13 protein-coding genes are annotated in these 15,838 nt (G+C 62.4%); 4 read left to right on the top strand and 9 right to left on the bottom strand.

The features are described from left to right. Window positions 1–3 precede the first annotated feature (3 nt). The gene (locus tag DL86_RS00230) at window positions 4–1,143 is read left to right on the top strand and encodes a ceramide glucosyltransferase (RefSeq protein ID WP_036257859.1); all 1,140 of its coding nucleotides are present in this window, start codon (window positions 4–6) and stop codon (window positions 1,141–1,143) included. A 63-nt stretch (window positions 1,144–1,206) separates the two neighbouring features. On the opposite strand, the gene DL86_RS00225 is transcribed toward DL86_RS00230, so the two are convergent. The 7 genes from DL86_RS00225 to DL86_RS00195 form a co-directional block, all read right to left on the bottom strand. Next, the gene (locus DL86_RS00225; RefSeq protein ID WP_051952441.1) at window positions 1,207–2,970 is read right to left on the bottom strand and encodes an NAD+ synthase; all 1,764 of its coding nucleotides are present in this window, start codon (window positions 2,968–2,970) and stop codon (window positions 1,207–1,209) included. Further along, window positions 2,967–3,767: a DODA-type extradiol aromatic ring-opening family dioxygenase gene (locus DL86_RS00220; protein WP_036257173.1), complete on the bottom strand. Its 801-nt coding sequence runs from the start codon at window positions 3,765–3,767 to the stop codon at window positions 2,967–2,969. The genes DL86_RS00225 and DL86_RS00220 overlap by 4 nt, the downstream gene beginning before the upstream one ends. A gap of 19 nt (window positions 3,768–3,786) precedes the next feature. Next, the gene (locus DL86_RS00215) at window positions 3,787–5,175 is read right to left on the bottom strand and encodes a class II 3-deoxy-7-phosphoheptulonate synthase (protein ID WP_036257171.1); all 1,389 of its coding nucleotides are present in this window, start codon (window positions 5,173–5,175) and stop codon (window positions 3,787–3,789) included. 133 nt (window positions 5,176–5,308) lie between these two features. After that, the gene (gor, locus tag DL86_RS00210) at window positions 5,309–6,724 is read right to left on the bottom strand and encodes a glutathione-disulfide reductase (protein ID WP_036257857.1); all 1,416 of its coding nucleotides are present in this window, start codon (window positions 6,722–6,724) and stop codon (window positions 5,309–5,311) included. Window positions 6,725–6,848: 124 nt separating this feature from the next. After that, window positions 6,849–7,217, bottom strand: coding sequence for a DUF2059 domain-containing protein (locus DL86_RS20370; RefSeq protein WP_245276156.1), 369 nt, complete (start codon window positions 7,215–7,217; stop codon window positions 6,849–6,851). A gap of 310 nt (window positions 7,218–7,527) precedes the next feature. Then, window positions 7,528–8,238, bottom strand: a complete 711-nt coding sequence (gene rpiA / locus DL86_RS00200) for a ribose-5-phosphate isomerase RpiA (protein ID WP_036257170.1) — start codon at window positions 8,236–8,238, stop codon at window positions 7,528–7,530. A 146-nt stretch (window positions 8,239–8,384) separates the two neighbouring features. Then, window positions 8,385–8,777, bottom strand: coding sequence for a hypothetical protein (locus tag DL86_RS00195; protein WP_051952439.1), 393 nt, complete (start codon window positions 8,775–8,777; stop codon window positions 8,385–8,387). Window positions 8,778–8,918: 141 nt separating this feature from the next. On the opposite strand from DL86_RS00195, the gene DL86_RS00190 reads away from it, so the two are divergent. Continuing rightward, window positions 8,919–9,617 (top strand): HAD-IA family hydrolase, encoded by a 699-nt coding sequence (locus DL86_RS00190; RefSeq protein ID WP_036257169.1) that lies wholly within the window; start codon window positions 8,919–8,921, stop codon window positions 9,615–9,617. Window positions 9,618–9,771: 154 nt separating this feature from the next. Beyond that, window positions 9,772–9,927 (top strand): DUF3309 family protein, encoded by a 156-nt coding sequence (locus DL86_RS19005; RefSeq protein ID WP_084572587.1) that lies wholly within the window; start codon window positions 9,772–9,774, stop codon window positions 9,925–9,927. Window positions 9,928–9,976: 49 nt separating this feature from the next. On the opposite strand, the gene ettA is transcribed toward DL86_RS19005, so the two are convergent. After that, complete coding sequence (gene ettA / locus DL86_RS00185) at window positions 9,977–11,629, bottom strand: energy-dependent translational throttle protein EttA (protein ID WP_036257167.1); 1,653 nt, start codon at window positions 11,627–11,629, stop codon at window positions 9,977–9,979. A gap of 256 nt (window positions 11,630–11,885) precedes the next feature. Between ettA and DL86_RS00180 the strand changes: the two genes are divergently transcribed. After that, window positions 11,886–13,910, top strand: a complete 2,025-nt coding sequence (locus DL86_RS00180) for a P-loop NTPase fold protein (RefSeq protein WP_036257166.1) — start codon at window positions 11,886–11,888, stop codon at window positions 13,908–13,910. Window positions 13,911–13,983: 73 nt separating this feature from the next. Here DL86_RS00180 and DL86_RS00175 read toward each other — a convergent pair whose 3' ends face one another. After that, window positions 13,984–15,624, bottom strand: coding sequence for an OFA family MFS transporter (locus tag DL86_RS00175; RefSeq protein ID WP_036257853.1), 1,641 nt, complete (start codon window positions 15,622–15,624; stop codon window positions 13,984–13,986). Between the last annotated feature and the right edge of the window lie 214 nt (window positions 15,625–15,838).

The raw sequence follows: 15,838 nt of genomic DNA, 5'->3' as shown, positions 1-15,838 counted from the left end.
AGAATGACGACTATATATGGAGCGATCCTATTCTGCGTCGTCCTGACCGCCCTCAATTGCGTCAGCATCGGGATTGCCATGGTCCGAGCAAGGCCAAGGTCCCGCCCCTTGCCGGCGCCCGACCAAGCGCCCGGAGTTAGTCTGGTTCGGCCTCTCTGCGGGCTCGACAATTTCTGCGAAGAAACCTTGGGATCGAGTTTTTCACTCGACTATCCCGCCTATGAAGTGATTTTCTGCGTCGCCCGCGCCTATGACCCTGTCATCCCGCTTGTCGAGCGCCTGATCGCCCGCAATCCTCACGCGCCATCGCGCCTCATCATCGGCGACGAGAAAGTGAGCCTTAATCCCAAGCTGAACAATTGCGTCAAGGGCTGGGACGCGGCCAGCTATGACTGGATCATCCTCGCCGACGCCAATGTGTTGATGCCAAAGGATTATATTCAGCGCCTTCTGGCAAGCTGGAAGGACGATACCGGGCTTGTCTGTTCGATGCCGCTCGGCTCGCGGCCGCAAACGCTCTGGGCGGAACTGGAATGCGCCTTTCTCAATACATACGAGGCGCGCTGGCAATATTGCGCCGAAGCCGTGGGGCTCGGCTTCGCTCAAGGCAAGAGCATGTTGACGCGCCGCGATATCATCGAAGCCGGCGGCGGCATTCGCGCGCTGGCTTCCGAGATCATCGAGGACGCCGCCTCGACAAAACTGGTGCGCAGCCAAGGCCGCGCCGTCAACCTCGTCGACAGCCCCTTCGAACAGCCGCTCGGATCGCGCTCCGCGCGCGAGGTCTGGCTGCGGCAATTGCGCTGGGCGAGAACCCGGCGCAAGACTTTTCCGCTTGCTTTCGCGCCGGAAATCCTCGCCGGCGCGGCCTTTCCGTGCCTGGCCGCGGCCTATGCGGCCTATTTCCTGGGTTGGAGCGTGACCGGCGCCGTCTTTGCCGTCGCCATCGCTTGGGTTGCTCCCGAATGCCTCCTGGCCGTGGCGAACAAGTGGCATTTTTCCTGGCGGATGCCCTTTGTCTTTCTCCTTCGCGACCTGATGCTCCCGATCATCTATATCGACGCCTGGTTCGTCGATCATTTCACCTGGCGCGGCAATGAAATGAGCATGCGCGAGGATGAGCCAAGCGTCGAACAGGGGTAGCCCGAGGCCTTTGAGCGGATGATCGCCGCGCGCCGCCGGCCCATCGCTTCACCCCCCCGTTGATTACTCGACGCCGCCAGGAGCGGCGCTCCCGCTTGGCGCGGGCGAGGCGGGACTCTTTGGGGAACCCGGATCGCGAAACCAATTGACGATCGGATAGCGCCGGTCGCGTCCGAAATTCTTCTTGGTCACCTTGACGCCGGGGGCCGACTGGCGGCGCTTATATTCGGCGAGATAAAGCAGCTTTTCGATTCGCTTCACGGTCTCGAGGTCGTGGCCCAAGGCGACGAGATCGCTGACCCGCATTTCCTTCTCGACAAGCCCATCGAGGATCGCGTCCAGCACCTCATAGGGGGGCAGCGAATCTTGGTCCTTCTGATTTTCGCGCAATTCGGCGGAAGGCGGCTTGACGAGAATATTTGGCGCGATCACCTCGCCATCGGGTCCGAGCGCGCCATCCGGCTTCCAGCGATTGCGCAATTCAGCGAGGCGGAAGACCTGCATCTTGTAGAGGTCCTTGATCGGATTGAATCCGCCATTCATATCGCCGTAGATCGTCGCATAGCCGACCGACATTTCCGACTTGTTCCCGGTCGTGACCAGCATCGGGCCAAACTTGTTCGACACCGCCATCAGCAAGGCGCCGCGGGCGCGGCTTTGGATGTTTTCCTCTGTCAGACCCGGCGCCGTTCCCTTGAAGATCGGCGCCAGCACTGTTTGGAAGCCTTCGACAACCGGAGAAATCGGCAGCATATCGTACCGAAGCCCCAGCGCGCGGGCGCAGCTTTCGGCGTCGGCCAGCGATTCCTTCGAGGTAAAGCGATAGGGCAGCATGAGGCAATGGACGCGCCGAGCGCCCAGCGCATCGACCGCGATCGCGGCGCAAAGGGCTGAATCGATTCCTCCCGAAAGGCCCATCACGACGCCGGGAAAGCCGTTCTTGTCGACGTAATCGCGCAGCCCAAGGACGCAAGCGGCGTAGTCGGCGCGGTCGCCTTCCTCGATTTTGACCTTCGGTCCCTCGACGCAGGCAAACCCATTGGCGCCGCGCTCCCACACCGTCCGTGCGACCATGGAGGCGAAAGCCGGAAGCTGGAACGCCAGCGAGGCGTCGGAGTTGAGCGCGAAAGAGGCGCCGTCAAAGACGAGTTCGTCCTGGCCGCCGACTTGATTGAGATAGACGAGCGGCAATTTGCTTTCGACGACGCGGGCGACCGCGACCGACAGGCGTTCGTCCCCCTTGCCGCGCCAATAGGGCGATCCATTTGGAACAAGGAGGATTTCGCCGCCGGTCTCGGCGATGCATTCGACCGGGTCGGGGCCCCAAATATCTTCGCATATGGGGATGCCGATCCGCACGCCTTTGAAGACGATCGGCCCCGGCATGGGACCCGGCTTGAAGACGCGCTTTTCATCGAAAACGCCGTAATTCGGCAAATCGACCTTGAACCGCACCGCCTCGATTCGCCCTTTGTCGAGAAGGGCGTAGGCATTGTAGCAGTCGCCTCCTTCGACGAAGGGAAGCCCGACAAGGAGCGCCGGCCCGCCATCGCTCGTCTCCAAGGCGATTTCCGCGCAGGCCGCGCGGCACGCCTCCACGAAAGCCGGTTTCAGAACGAGGTCCTCGGGCGGATAGCCGGCGATGAACAATTCGGAAAACATCACAAGGTCCGCGCCGAAGGCGGCGGCTTCTTCGCGGGCCGCCCGAATCCGGGCAAGATTGCCCTCGATGTCGCCGACCGTGCAATTGATCTGAGCGATCCCGATGACCAGACGGTTGGCGGGCGCCTCGACGCCCAGTTCAGGCGAACCGATGGCCCCAATCATTCGAAGACATAGGCGTCCATCGCCATCACTCCGCGCTCGGTCGAGGCATGGACGCGCCTTCCCTTAGCCCCTTCCCCAGCCGCGCCGAATGCAAAGGGCAGCGGCAGGAAATGCTCCTCAGTCGGGTGGTTTTCCCTGGCATGGGGCGCGAGGACGCGATAATCGGCGATATCGTCGATAGCGCCCGCCTCGGCCTTGGCGAGGATCCAGTCGTCGAAATCCTGCACCCAGTCCAGCGCGGGCGCGTCGAAGGCGCGGCCGCCGTTGAAAACCTCCTCGAGATTATGGGTCAGGCCGCCGGAGCCGATGATCAGCACCCCGTGTTGGCGCAGGGGCGCGAGAGCGCGGCCAAGCGCGATGTGATGACCCGCGCCTTGATCAGCCTGGATCGCCATCTGCACGACCGGAATGTCGGCTTCGGGGTACAGTAGCTTAAGCGGAACCCAGACCCCATGATCGAAGCCGCGGCCGACGATTTCCTGCGTTGGAAAGCCCGATTGCTCCAACAGCGTCGCGGCGATCGTCGCGAGTTGAGGCAAGCCGGGGGCAGGATAAGTCAGTTCATAAAGCTCATCCTCGAATCCCTTGAAATCATAAAGCATTCCGGGGTTCGCATCGGCGCTGAAAGATGGGATTTTCATATCGAAATGGGCCGAGGCGATAAGGATCGCCTGCGGCCGGCCGCGCGCCTGCCCCAACTCTTGACCGAACCGCGCGAAAAAATCGCGCGCTGGACTTTGGTGCAGCAGGAGATTGGGCGCTCCATGCGAGATGAAGAGAGTCGGGAAAGCGGTCATGATGCGCCCTGATTTACGCCTATTCGGCGGCGTCGACCTCGCTTCGGCCGCGTCCGATGCGCTCGGTCTTAAGCAATTCCGCGACCAGGAAAGCGACCTCGATCGCCTGTTCCGCATTCAGCCTCGGATCGCAATAGGTATGGTAGCGATCATGCAAATCGGCCTCGGAGATCGCGCGCGCGCCGCCGATGCATTCGGTGACATTCTTGCCAGTCATTTCGAGATGCACGCCGCCGGCATAGGTGCCTTCCGCCTGATGCGCCGAGAAAAATGTCCGGATCTCGCTCATGATCTTGTCGAAAGGCCGGGTCTTGAAGCCGGACGCCGCCTTGACCGTATTGCCATGCATCGGATCGCATGACCACACGACGCTGCGGCCTTCGCGTTTGACGGCGCGGATCAGGCCCGGCAAGTGGTCGCCCGCCTTGTCGGCGCCGAAGCGGCAGATCAAGGTCAAACGGCCAGGTTCATTGGCCGGGTTGAGAATGTCGATCAGCGAAAGCAATTCATCCGGGCCGAGCGAGGGACCGCATTTCAAGCCAAGGGGATTCTTGACGCCCCGCGCATATTCGATATGGGCATGGCCGGGCTGGCGGGTGCGATCGCCGATCCAGATCATATGACCCGAGGTCGCGTAATAATCGCCCGTCGTCGAATCGATCCGGGTCAGCGCCTCTTCGAAGCCCAGCAGCAGGGCCTCGTGCGAGGTATAGAAATCGGTCTGGCGCAATTCCTGATGCGATTCCGGATCGAGCCCGATCGCGCGCATGAAGCCAAGCGTTTCGGTGATCCGATCGGCGAGTTCCTGGTAGCGCGCCGATTGCGGGCTATCCTTGATGAAGCCAAGCATCCAGCGATGCGCATTTTCGAGATTGGCGTAGCCGCCGGTCGCGAAAGCGCGGAGGAGATTCAAGGTCGCCGCAGACTGGCGATAGGCCATCAGCTGGCGCGCCGGATCGGGAATCCGTCCCTGCGCCGCGAAAGCAATATCGTTGATAATATCGCCGCGATAGCTCGGCAGTTCGACATCGCCCAGCTTTTCATTGGGCGCCGAGCGCGGCTTGGCGAATTGACCGGCGATCCGGCCGACCTTCACCACCGGCAAAGCCGCAGCGAAAGTCGCGACCACCGACATCTGCAGGAACACTCGAAAGAAATCGCGAATATTGTCGGCGGAATGCTCGGCGAAGCTTTCGGCGCAATCGCCGCCTTGCAGCAGGAAGGCTTCGCCCGCGGCGACCTTGCCCAGCATGCGTTTGAGCTTACGCGCCTCACCGGCGAAAACGAGCGGCGGAAATCCCGCGAGCTGGCCTTCGACCTCGGCCAGCGCCGCGGCGTCGGCATAGTCGGGCACTTGCTCGATCGGCTTGCCTCTCCAACTCGCAGGCGACCAGATATCGACAGGCATCGTAACAAAACTCCTCAGGGACTGGCCCTCAAATCCTTTGGCTCGAACAGGGTTTATACAGAGGTTTTCGCAAATGGCGATATGTGGAAAGAATCGCCATTTGGCTCCCGGCTCTCGCCCATGCCGATCCTGCTCAGGCGTCCATGATTGCGGCGCCGGGACCTTCCTCGCCAATGCTCTCTCGAAAATAACGCGCCGTGCGCGTGCGCATGGTGACAAGCTCCTCGGCCGAGGTCGGATGCACGGCCATCGTCTCGTCGAAATCGGCCTTTTTCGCGCCGAGTCTCACGGCGATTCCCAAGGTCTGCGCCAATTCCCCCGCGTCGTGGCCAAGAATGTGGACGCCGAGGACGCGGTCGCTGACGCCATCGACCACGATCTTCATCAAAGTCTTTTCCTTGCGTCCGGACAAGGTCGCCTTCAACGGCCGGAAACTCGCGCAATAGATGTCGACGCATTCATAGGCCGCGCGCGCTTCGGTCTCGGTCAGCCCGACGGTCCCAAGTTCCGGCGTCGTGAAGACGGCCGTCGGAATATTGGCGTGATCGACCTTGGTCGGCTTGCCGCCGAAAACCGTATCGGCGAAAGCATGGCCTTCGCGGATGGCGACCGGCGTCAAAGCAACCCGATTGGTGACGTCGCCCACGGCATAAATGGAGTCGATGTTGGTCTTGGAGAAAGCGTCGACCTTGACGGCGCCCAGGCGATCGAGTTCGACCCCGGCCTTTTCAAGTCCGAGCCCGAAAGTATTCGGCCGCCGCCCCGTCGCGATCATGACCTGATCGACGTCGATCCGCTCGCCTTTCGTCAAGGTCACGCTGAAGCCATTGGCGCGCTTGTCAATTCGCGTCGGAAGGATGCCGAATTCGATCTCGACGCCAGCGTCAATCAGCGCGTCGCGCACGCCAATGCGCATCTCCTCGTCGAAGCCGCGCAGGACATTTTCACCCCGCATGACCAGCGTCACCCTGGTCCCGAGCCGGACGAAAATCGAGGCGAACTCCACCGCGATGTAGCCGCCTCCGACGATCAACATGCGCTCCGGCAATTCCGGCAGATCGAAGATTTCGTTCGATGTTATGGCGTGTTCGCGACCAGGAACATCCGGTTCAAGAACCGGCGCGCCGCCGGTCGCGACAAGGATCGTGCGGGCGGAAATCCGGCGGCCGTCGGCGACGCGCACCGTGTGAGCATCCTCGACTTCGGCGCGACAATCGAGGATCGGCGCGTCGGCCTTGGCGAGATTGGCGCGATAAATGGCGGAGAGGCGCGAGATTTCCTCCTCTTTCGCGGCGACGAGTTTTCGCCAATCGAACGAGGGCGCGGCAAGGCTCCAGCCAAACCCCGCCGCGTCGGCAAAGTCGTCGTGAAAACGGCTGGCGTAGACCATCAGCTTTTTTGGCACGCAGCCGCGGATCACGCAGGTTCCCCCGACCCGGAATTCCTCGGCGACGAGAACTTTGGCGCCATGGCCAGCGACGATCCGCGCGGCGCGAACGCCGCCCGACCCCGCGCCGATGACAAAAAGGTCTACATCGAAATCGCCCATCACAACGCCTCCGCCGCGTTGCCGATGCAACGCCACGCGCCTTCAGAATCATCGCCCTGCCGCGACGGGTGATCCTACCCAAAAAGTCTGCGCCACTTTGGGCTCATGCTCATTGAGATCTTGCTCAGATCTCATGGCCCTTCTTCTTCATTTCCGTTCGCACGCGGGTCATCATGTCCGTCGATATCTTGCCTTGCCAGCCCTGCATCGCGGTCACGACGTCGGTCAGGACGGCCGGCTGCGTCTCGACGTATTTTTTTCCCGCCTGGCTTTCGAAAAAGGCCACCGCCACTTTCAAATCCGCCTCGCTGATCTGCTTGACATAGATCTGCGCCGCAATGTCAACCATTTCATCGGCTTGCTTGTTGAATTCCGGCTGGAGATCGGTCAGCACCGTATTGAGATCGCGGATCAGTTCCGGCCGGGTCTGAGTCAGCGTGGTGGCGATCTGATCCATGAATTGCGGGATGACGATGCCGAAAGAGCGCGACATTCCGGACGCGACCACCAATGCGCGCGCAGCGGCAAGATGCGATGCGGTCGCCGGGCCAGGAGTTGCAGCGACAGGACTCGCGGCGCTAGGATTTGCCGGAGTTCCTGGCGCTTGTTGCGCCGCCGCGAACGGCCCAGCTGCAACCCAGAGGGCCGCCAAGAAGGCCAATCGAGAGGCTGAGCGAAAAGCCAGGCGCGGACCGTGTGTTTTGAGATTCATGCGCAACCTATTCCTCCATCGAGGCTGAAAACCTGAAGTGTTTGGCGCAGCGCCTACGGCTATGCCGCAGGCAAGGGGTCGCCCGCGCCGCTCAATCGATTTGGCCGAAAATCTCGACGCCGGCGGGACCGGCGCAGATCACGCCCGTGGCGATCCCGATGAAAAGCCCGTGTTCGACGACGCCTGGAACCGCGACAAGGCGCGCCGCCAGCTCATCCGGATCGGGAATGGAGCCAAAAAAGCAATCCAAAATAAAATGCCCGTTGTCGCTAACATAGGCATGGCCGCTTGGATTGGTGCGCAGGCGGATTTCGCCATAGCAGCCGGCGGCGCTCGCCGCCGCCAGGATCATGCGCTTGGTCGCATCGAGGCCGAAAGCATTGACTTCGACAGGCAGCGGAAATTTGCCGAGCGTCCTTACGAATTTCGACGAATCGGTGATCACGACCATGCGTTGCGACGCCATGGCGACGATTTTCTCGCGCAGATGAGCGCCGCCGCCCCCTTTTATGAGCCGCAATTGCGGATCGAACTCATCGGCGCCATCGACCGTCAGGTCGAGTTCGGGCGTTGCGTCGATGGTCGACAAGGGAATCGAATAAAGCTGCGCTTGGGTCCGGGTGCGCTCGGAGGTCGGCACGCAGATCACCCGAAGCCCTTCAGCGACGCGCGCGCCCAGCAATTCGACGAAATGCGCCGCAGTCGTGCCGGTGCCAAGGCCAAGCCTCATGCCCGGGCGAACCAGATCGAGCGCCTTTGCCGCAGCAAGCCGCTTTGCATCGTCTAGGCTAAGAGCAATCATCGGCGCTCGCGAAATTTCCGGCAAGGATTGTCGCCGCACCGCCGGGGTAGTCCCTAGCGGGCGCTTTCGTCAACCCTTGCTTGCGTCAACCTGGCGTCGCCCCCGCGCCGGCCATGCCCTTGAAGCAGGTCGATCGCGGCGCCGGCTCATCGCGCCGGCGCCGTGCAGACGACGGAATCGTTCAGAACATAGCAAATGGCCATGGTCCCGGTGCGCAGATCGACCCGAAAGACGCCGCTTTCACCGGTATGGCGCGAGGCGATCAAGGAATATTCGCTCGACGCCTGAGGCCCGGCGCCTTCGCCCGGCGGGTAGCAGAGCGTGACGCCGACGGAGCCCTCCCTCCCCAGGCCATATTGGCAGGCGCCTACCTCGCCCGTGGCGCGATCGAGACGATAGACGCGGTTGAGGTCGACCGCCGGGCAGGCGAGAAATTCATAATTGGCGGCAAATGCGCCTTGCGCTGCGCCAAAAGCCGCCAGTCCGGCGGCGAACCGGCATCGGGCCTTGCGCGAAGAAAGAAAACCCGAGAACCACATCAGCTCACCTCCCGCTAAAGTCATCGCCTGAGCGATTCCCGCGTTTTTACACCAAAAGCGCGCCATCCGCCGCACCAGCCGCGGCGCGCTATTTGGCGGCGTCTGTTGACCGCCCAGCGGCGGCGACTTAAGCTTTAGATAATGCTGCAAGATCTCCCGCCCCGTCCGCTTCTCGTCTTCGACCTCGATGGCACGCTCGCCGACACGGCTGGCGATCTCGTCGCGACCTTAAATGCCATTTTGGCGCGCGAGGGCCTCGCCCCGATCGAGACGGCCTCGGCTCGAGCCATGGTCGGCGCCGGCGCCAGGGCGCTCGTCCAACGCGGCCTCAAGGCGCATGGCGTCGAGGCGTCGGAAGCCCGCCTCGACGAATTATTCACTGATTTTCTGGCCTATTACGAAGCCCATATCGCCGACGAAACGGTGTTGTTCCCAGGCGTTTGCGCCGCGCTCGACCGCTTCGAGACGGCGGGCTGGAGCTTCGCCGTCTGCACCAACAAGATTGAATATCCCTCGGTCCTGCTTTTGACCGCGCTCGGCGTCGCCGACCGGTTCGGGGCGATCTGCGGCAAGGACACTTTTGCGGTCAGCAAACCGAATGGCGCGGCGCTGCTGCAAACGATCGCAAAAGCTGGCGGCGATCCCCGCCGCGCCATCATGGTCGGCGATTCAAAAACCGACATAGACACGGCCCGCAACGCCAACATCCCAGTGGTGGCGGTCAATTTCGGCTATACCGATCAGCCCGTCGAGGCCTTCAAGCCGGACAAGGTCATCGGCCATTTCAACGAATTATGGGATGCCGTGGAAAAACTGAGCGAAGTTTTCCGCGCCGCTTGAGGCAAGGCTAATGCCCCGCGCTTCGCAAGTAGCGTCTCCGTAAATGCCTTGCGCGACATTGAACTAAACACTGAATGCTAGCGTTGCCAGTTGCGCCTTCGACGATCGATTTGTCGGGCGATCTGCCGGAAATCGATCTGGCCGGAGAAACGCAATGAGCACGCTCCTCATCATCATTATCATTATATTGTTATTTGGCGGCGGCGGATATTACGCCTATGGCAACTATGGCGGAAGGGGTCTCGGCGGCGTCCTCGGCACCGTTCTCATCATTTTGCTGATCCTCTGGCTCCTTGGCCTGCTGCGCTAAATTCCGCGATGCGCCATAGGACATGCCCGGCTTTGCGCCGGGCATTTTTCTACCGCGAAAATTTCTTATACTTCATCCGGTGCGGCGTGAGGCTGTCGACGCCGAGACGCCTCTTCTTGTCTTCCTCGTAGTCGGCAAAATTGCCTTCGAACCATTCGACATGGCTGTCGCCCTCGAAGGCGAGCATATGGGTCGCGATGCGGTCCAGGAAGAAGCGGTCATGCGAGATGATGACCGCGCATCCGGCGAAATCCGCCAAAGCTTCCTCCAATGCGCGCAGCGTGTCGACGTCGAGATCATTGGTCGGCTCGTCGAGCAAAAGAACGTTCGCGCCAGATTTCAGCATTTTGGCGAGATGCACCCGGTTGCGTTCGCCGCCCGAGAGCTGGCCGACCTTTTTCTGCTGGTCCGAGCCCTTAAAATTAAAGGCGCCCGTATAAGCGCGCGAGTTCATTTCCCGCTTGCCCAGATAGATGATTTCATTGCCGCCGGAGATTTCCTCCCAGACATTCTTCTTGCCGTCGAGCGCGTCGCGCGACTGATCGACATAGCCAAGATGCACCGATTCGCCGATTTCGATCGTTCCCTTGTCCGGCTTGTCCTGGCCGGTGATCATGCGAAACAAAGTGGTCTTGCCGGCGCCGTTGGGGCCGATGACCCCGACTATGCCGCCGGGCGGCAATTTGAACGAGAGGTCGTCGATCAACAGCTTGTCGCCGAAGCCTTTCGAGAGATGCGAGAAATCGATGACATTATTGCCGAGGCGCTCGGCGACCGGAATGAGGATCTGCCCGGCGGTCGGCGCCTTGTCGTTCTGTTTCTGGACAAGATCGTCATAGCGCTGGATGCGCGCCTTGGATTTGGCCTGCCGCGCCTTGGGGCTCGAAGCGATCCATTCGGCCTCTGCCTCCAACTGGCGCTGACGCGCCTCCTCCTCGCGGCCTTCCTGCTGCAGGCGCTTCTGCTTCTGCTTCAGCCAGGAGGAGTAATTGCCCTCATAAGGGATGCCACGGCCTCGGTCGAGTTCGAGAATCCATCCGGTGACATTGTCCAGGAAGTAGCGATCATGGGTGACGATCAGGATCGCGCCGGGATAGTTGCGCAAATGGCCTTCCAGCCAGTTCACGGTCTCAGCGTCGAGATGGTTGGTCGGCTCGTCGAGAAGCAGGAGATCGGGCTGTTCGAGCAGCAATTTGCAGAGCGCGACGCGGCGGCGCTCGCCGCCGGACAGCTTGGTCACTGGCCAGTCGTCGGGCGGACAGCCAAGGGCGTCCATGGCCAAATCCACCTGCGCGTCGAGATCCCAGAGGTTCTTCGCCTCGATCTCGTCCTGCAGGCGGGTCATCTCGTCGGCAGTCTCGTCGGAATAATTCATCGCGAGTTCGTTATATTTGTCGAGGATCGCCTTTTTCGACGCGACGCCAAGCATCACATTGCCGCGCACGTCGAGCGTTTCGTCGAGCTGGGGCTCCTGCGGCAGATAGCCGACCTTCGCGCCTTCGGCGACGAACCCCTCCCCGGTGAACTCCTTGTCGATGCCGGCCATGATCCGCAAGAGCGTCGATTTGCCGGCGCCGTTGACGCCGAGCACGCCGATTTTGGCGTCCGGGTAGAAGGAGAGATTGACGTTGTCGAGAACCTTCTTCCCGCCGGGATAGGTCTTGGTCAGGCCCTGCATGTGGTAGATGAATTGCCGCGCCATGGGGCTCGTGTCTTCCTGCTTAGAGAATGTTGAAGCTGAGAGCTATGTAGCCGCGCGCGGCGCCAGGGTCCAGGCCAACCGGAATTTCCCGCCGACAAGCCCGCAGGAACCGCCCAGGCCGCGAAAGAGAGACTGTCTTGCGAAAGTCATCATCGGCTGGCACTTGCAACCGGGCGCTTGACGGGAAACACTTCCTTAGGAAAGCCGACTCGCTCAGGAAACGCCAACTCGGCCTTTTGTCGAAAGGATTCGCCTCTTGACCAATATCGGATTGCGCGAGCTTGGCGCGATCGTTCCTGGCGCACGGCGGACGGAGACCGACGCAGCCGCTCGTCCCGCCACAGCGCCTAGGCGCGAAACCCCTGATCCGGCCTCGGCTTCTCCTTTGGGAACAATCTTCGCCGCCGATCTGCCCGAGGCCGCCGAAGCGCTCGGCTATGACGCCCCCTTAAATCTCCTCGCGGAGCTCGCCGCCCATGCGCGGACCGAAACCCCGCTCGCGATCGGTCTCCTCGGCCGCTCCGGGTCCGGCAAGAGCCTGGCTTTGCTCAGGCTCCAGCGTGCTATTGAAGCCTTGAGCGCAGCCGCGCGCGACGCCGGCTCGACGCCTTTCCTTTCCAAAATTCTTACCCTGCGGATTGATGCGGCCGATATTGACGGGTTTCCGGCGGCGGCGCTCGCGCGCGCGCTCCATTCCCGCCTCGCCGCCGATTTTCCAGCCCTGACCATTGAGGCGACCTATACCGCGCGCGATCCCCACATCGCCGCCCGGGAGGCCTTTGAGCGGCTCGACGCCGCGCGCAACAAGCTCGAGGCCGAGCGGGTCTCGCTCGGCGAGACGGACGCGCGGCGGGCCCGCCTGACCGAATCCGTGCTTTACGAGGCTGCCGGATCGCAGGTCGACGCCTATGCAAGCGCCCATCGAGCCCAGATCAAGAACAGCCTCGCGGGGTTCGGCGTCACTGGCGATCCGATCCTCGGCTTCAAGGATATGGTGCGCGCCATCGCCGACAGGAGCGCCGCCGGGGCCCGCACAAGCTTCGCGCTGCGCGCCTTTTGGGGGCTTAAGGGGCAGACCAAGCTAATCGTCGCCGCCCTTCTCTTGGCCCTCTCGGGCCTTGGCCTGGGCATGGCCTTCGCCGAGCAAACGACCTGGCTTGGCTGGATGCGCGGGAACGAAGCCTTGGCCGGCGCCGCGCCCTGGTTCGAGGCGCATATGGATTGGCTCTTGACCCTGCGCCAACTGGCCTTTGCGGGCGCCGCGCTCGCGCTCGCGGCCAATATCTGGCGGGCGCTGCGGCTGATCCAGATGGTCTTTCGCGGCGAAGCCCTGTTGCAAGCCGATCTTTCCGCACGGCGGCGCGACTTCGATGGACATTTCGGGCACCAGACGCGGCGCGTCGAGACGCTGGCCGCCGAAGTCGATCGCCTGAGCCGGCGCGCCTCGGAGGCCGAGCAGCGCGCGGGCGGCCTGCAAGCGGCGAACCCGGCGCTTGCCGAACCCTCCCCCTTTTCAGCCGATGTCGTCAAGGAGCAGGCGCAGCGTTTCATCGCCGCCGTCGGCGCGCTGGTTCAGAAATCGGGCGGCGCGATCGAGGCGCCCCAACGCATCGTCATAGCGCTCGACAATCTCGACGCCGCGCCGGCCTCCCGCGCCCGCGAGATTCTGGCGCAGGTCAGAGCCTTGCTCGGGCCGGGGTTCGTCGCGCTGATCGCGCTCGATCCCCGCCGCATCGCTCTTGGCGGCGGGGACGATGACGCGCGCCTCGATAAATGGATTCAGGCCCCGTTTCAAATCGGCGCGATCGCCGCGAACGCCGATTACGCCGCGCTGGTTGGCGCCATCCTTGGCGCCGCCAAGGCGCCGCCGCCGATCCCGAGCCCCGACGCGCGGCAATCGGCGCTCGACGAGCCCCTGTCGGAGGCCGAAGCCAAGCTTCTCGCCGATTTGGCCCCGCTCGCCGGCGGTTCGGCGCGCGCGGTGAAGCGCTTCGTCAATCTCTACAGGCTGATCCGCGCCCAAGGGCCAAATCACAAAGGCGCGCTTGCCTTGATGCTTGCTTTGGACGCCGGCGGAACAGAAGCCGAAATCGCCGCCGTCAACGACGCCATCAAGGGACCCCGAGGCGAGCTTGCGGGAGACATCCATGTTGACTTCCAAAAAGGCGGCGCGCGGCTTGTAAAGGCGCTCGACGCCGTTCAAGCCGCGGAAGGCAAAGTCACCGTCGATGCGGCGCGGCGCGCCTTCGCCGCCGCCCGGCTCTTCTCATTCCATTCTTAAAGAAGCAAGGCAAAGCCAAAGCGCCCTGCCCTTCAATATCAGGACGCAAGCGGTTGGGGGCGCGGCTCCCGTTCTATTGGAACATCTTCACGGCGCTTTCGAAGGCTTGCCAGACGCCCCAGACGATCGGGATCGCGACGCAGGTCCAGGCGATCGTCGCGGTAATTTTCATGCCGCTGGCCGCCGCGACGTTCGAACCACGACGCGCTCCCTGCGCGGCCTTCAAAGCGCCGGGCGTTTCCTTCATGAGCCATTTGTCTGCGACCGGGCGCACCAAGGCGTTACAAATCAAACCGACGGCGAGAAAGCTCGCCAGGATATACAGGGTCCGATCGTAGACGAGGGCGCGTTCGACGCCGGCGGCGATCTGCGCGTCGCGAATATAGCCAACGACGAGCGGGCCGACGACGCCGGCTGTCGACCAGGCGGTCAACAGGCGCCCGTGGATGGCGCCGACGAAGCGCGCGCCGAAAATATCGGCGAGATAGGCCGGCACGGTGGCGAAGCCGCCCCCATACATCGACAAAATGATGCAAAAAGCGGCGACGAAGAGGCCCTTCGAGCCCATATGAGCGAAGGTCGGCGTCAATGCGTAAAGAATGAGCCCCAAGCCGAAGAAGATGAAATAAGTCGCCTTTCGGCCGATTTTATCTGACAGCGAGGCCCAGAAAAATCGGCCGCCGATATTGAACAGGGAGAGAAGCCCGACAAAGCCCGCCGCGACCGTGGCGACCGCCGTCTTCTGGGCCGCATCGAGAGCGGAAAAGCCGACGCCGGGGGCGCCGGCCAGCGCGCCCGCAAAAATTTCCTGCAGCATCGGCGAGGCCATGGCGAGAACGCCGATTCCGGCCGAAACATTGAGGCAAAGGATCGCCCAAAGGAGCCAGAACTGCGGCGTCTTATGCACATCGGCGAGATCCACATTGCCGGAGGTGACGAGGCCGCTCTTGGACTGGGAGGGAACCCACCCCTTCGGCCGCCAGTCGACGGCTGGAACCCGATAGCCAAAGGCGCCGATGAGCATCGAGATAAGATAAAGAATGCCCAAGACGACCAAGGTTTTCCAGACGCCAACATCGCTCGCTGTCTTGAAGTGATTCATGAGCAGATTGGCGAGCGGCGAGCCGATCAACGCGCCGCCCCCAAATCCCATGATGGCCATTCCGGTCGCCATGCCGCGCCGGTCGGGAAACCATTTTATTAGCGTCGAGACCGGTGAAATATAGCCAAGACCAAGTCCAATGCCGCCGATGACCCCCATGCCGATCCAGAGCAGCCATAATTGATGCGCATAGACGCCAAGGGCGCCGATCAGAAACCCGCCGCCCCAGCACAACGCGGCGACAGCCCCGGCCTTGCGGGGGCCCGCGCGTTCAAGCCAGCCGCCGAACACGGCCGCGGACAAGCCGAGAAAGACGATGCCAAGCGTGAACACGACCAGAAGATCGCTCACCCGCCAGTCGCAGGAGCGCGTGAAAAGCGCGGCGAAGGTCGAGATATCCGGGCAAGCGACCGATTTCTCAATGCCGAGCGCGCGAGACAGCGGCAGCCAGAAAACGCTCAGTCCATAGGACATGCCGATGCATAAATGGATGGCGAGCGCTGCGGGCGGAACCAGCCAGCGGTTGAAGCCGGGTTTGGCGATGATTCGCTCACGCGACAGAAATCCGGGGCTGGATGCGCTCAGCGGAGCCAATTTTGCAGCGGTGCTCATGAATTTTTCGTCCCTTGCGCGCTGCCGGGCCCGGCGGGGGCTCGCGCGCGTCAATCCTGCCCCAAGCGTCGCCGGCGCCGCGGCCCTGCAGCTAAGTCGGCCTTAGCCATAGCTTAGCGAATGTTCAAGATGGCTACAACGGCCGTCATGGTTGCGCCCCTCGCCGCGATGCAGGCCAACGCATTTGCGGGGCCGCCCTCCCAAAACCCTTCAG

Source organism: Methylocapsa aurea, assembly GCF_000746085.1.
Taxonomy (GTDB): domain Bacteria; phylum Pseudomonadota; class Alphaproteobacteria; order Rhizobiales; family Beijerinckiaceae; genus Methylocapsa; species Methylocapsa aurea.
This window is presented reverse-complemented; position numbering and strand designations above follow the sequence as displayed.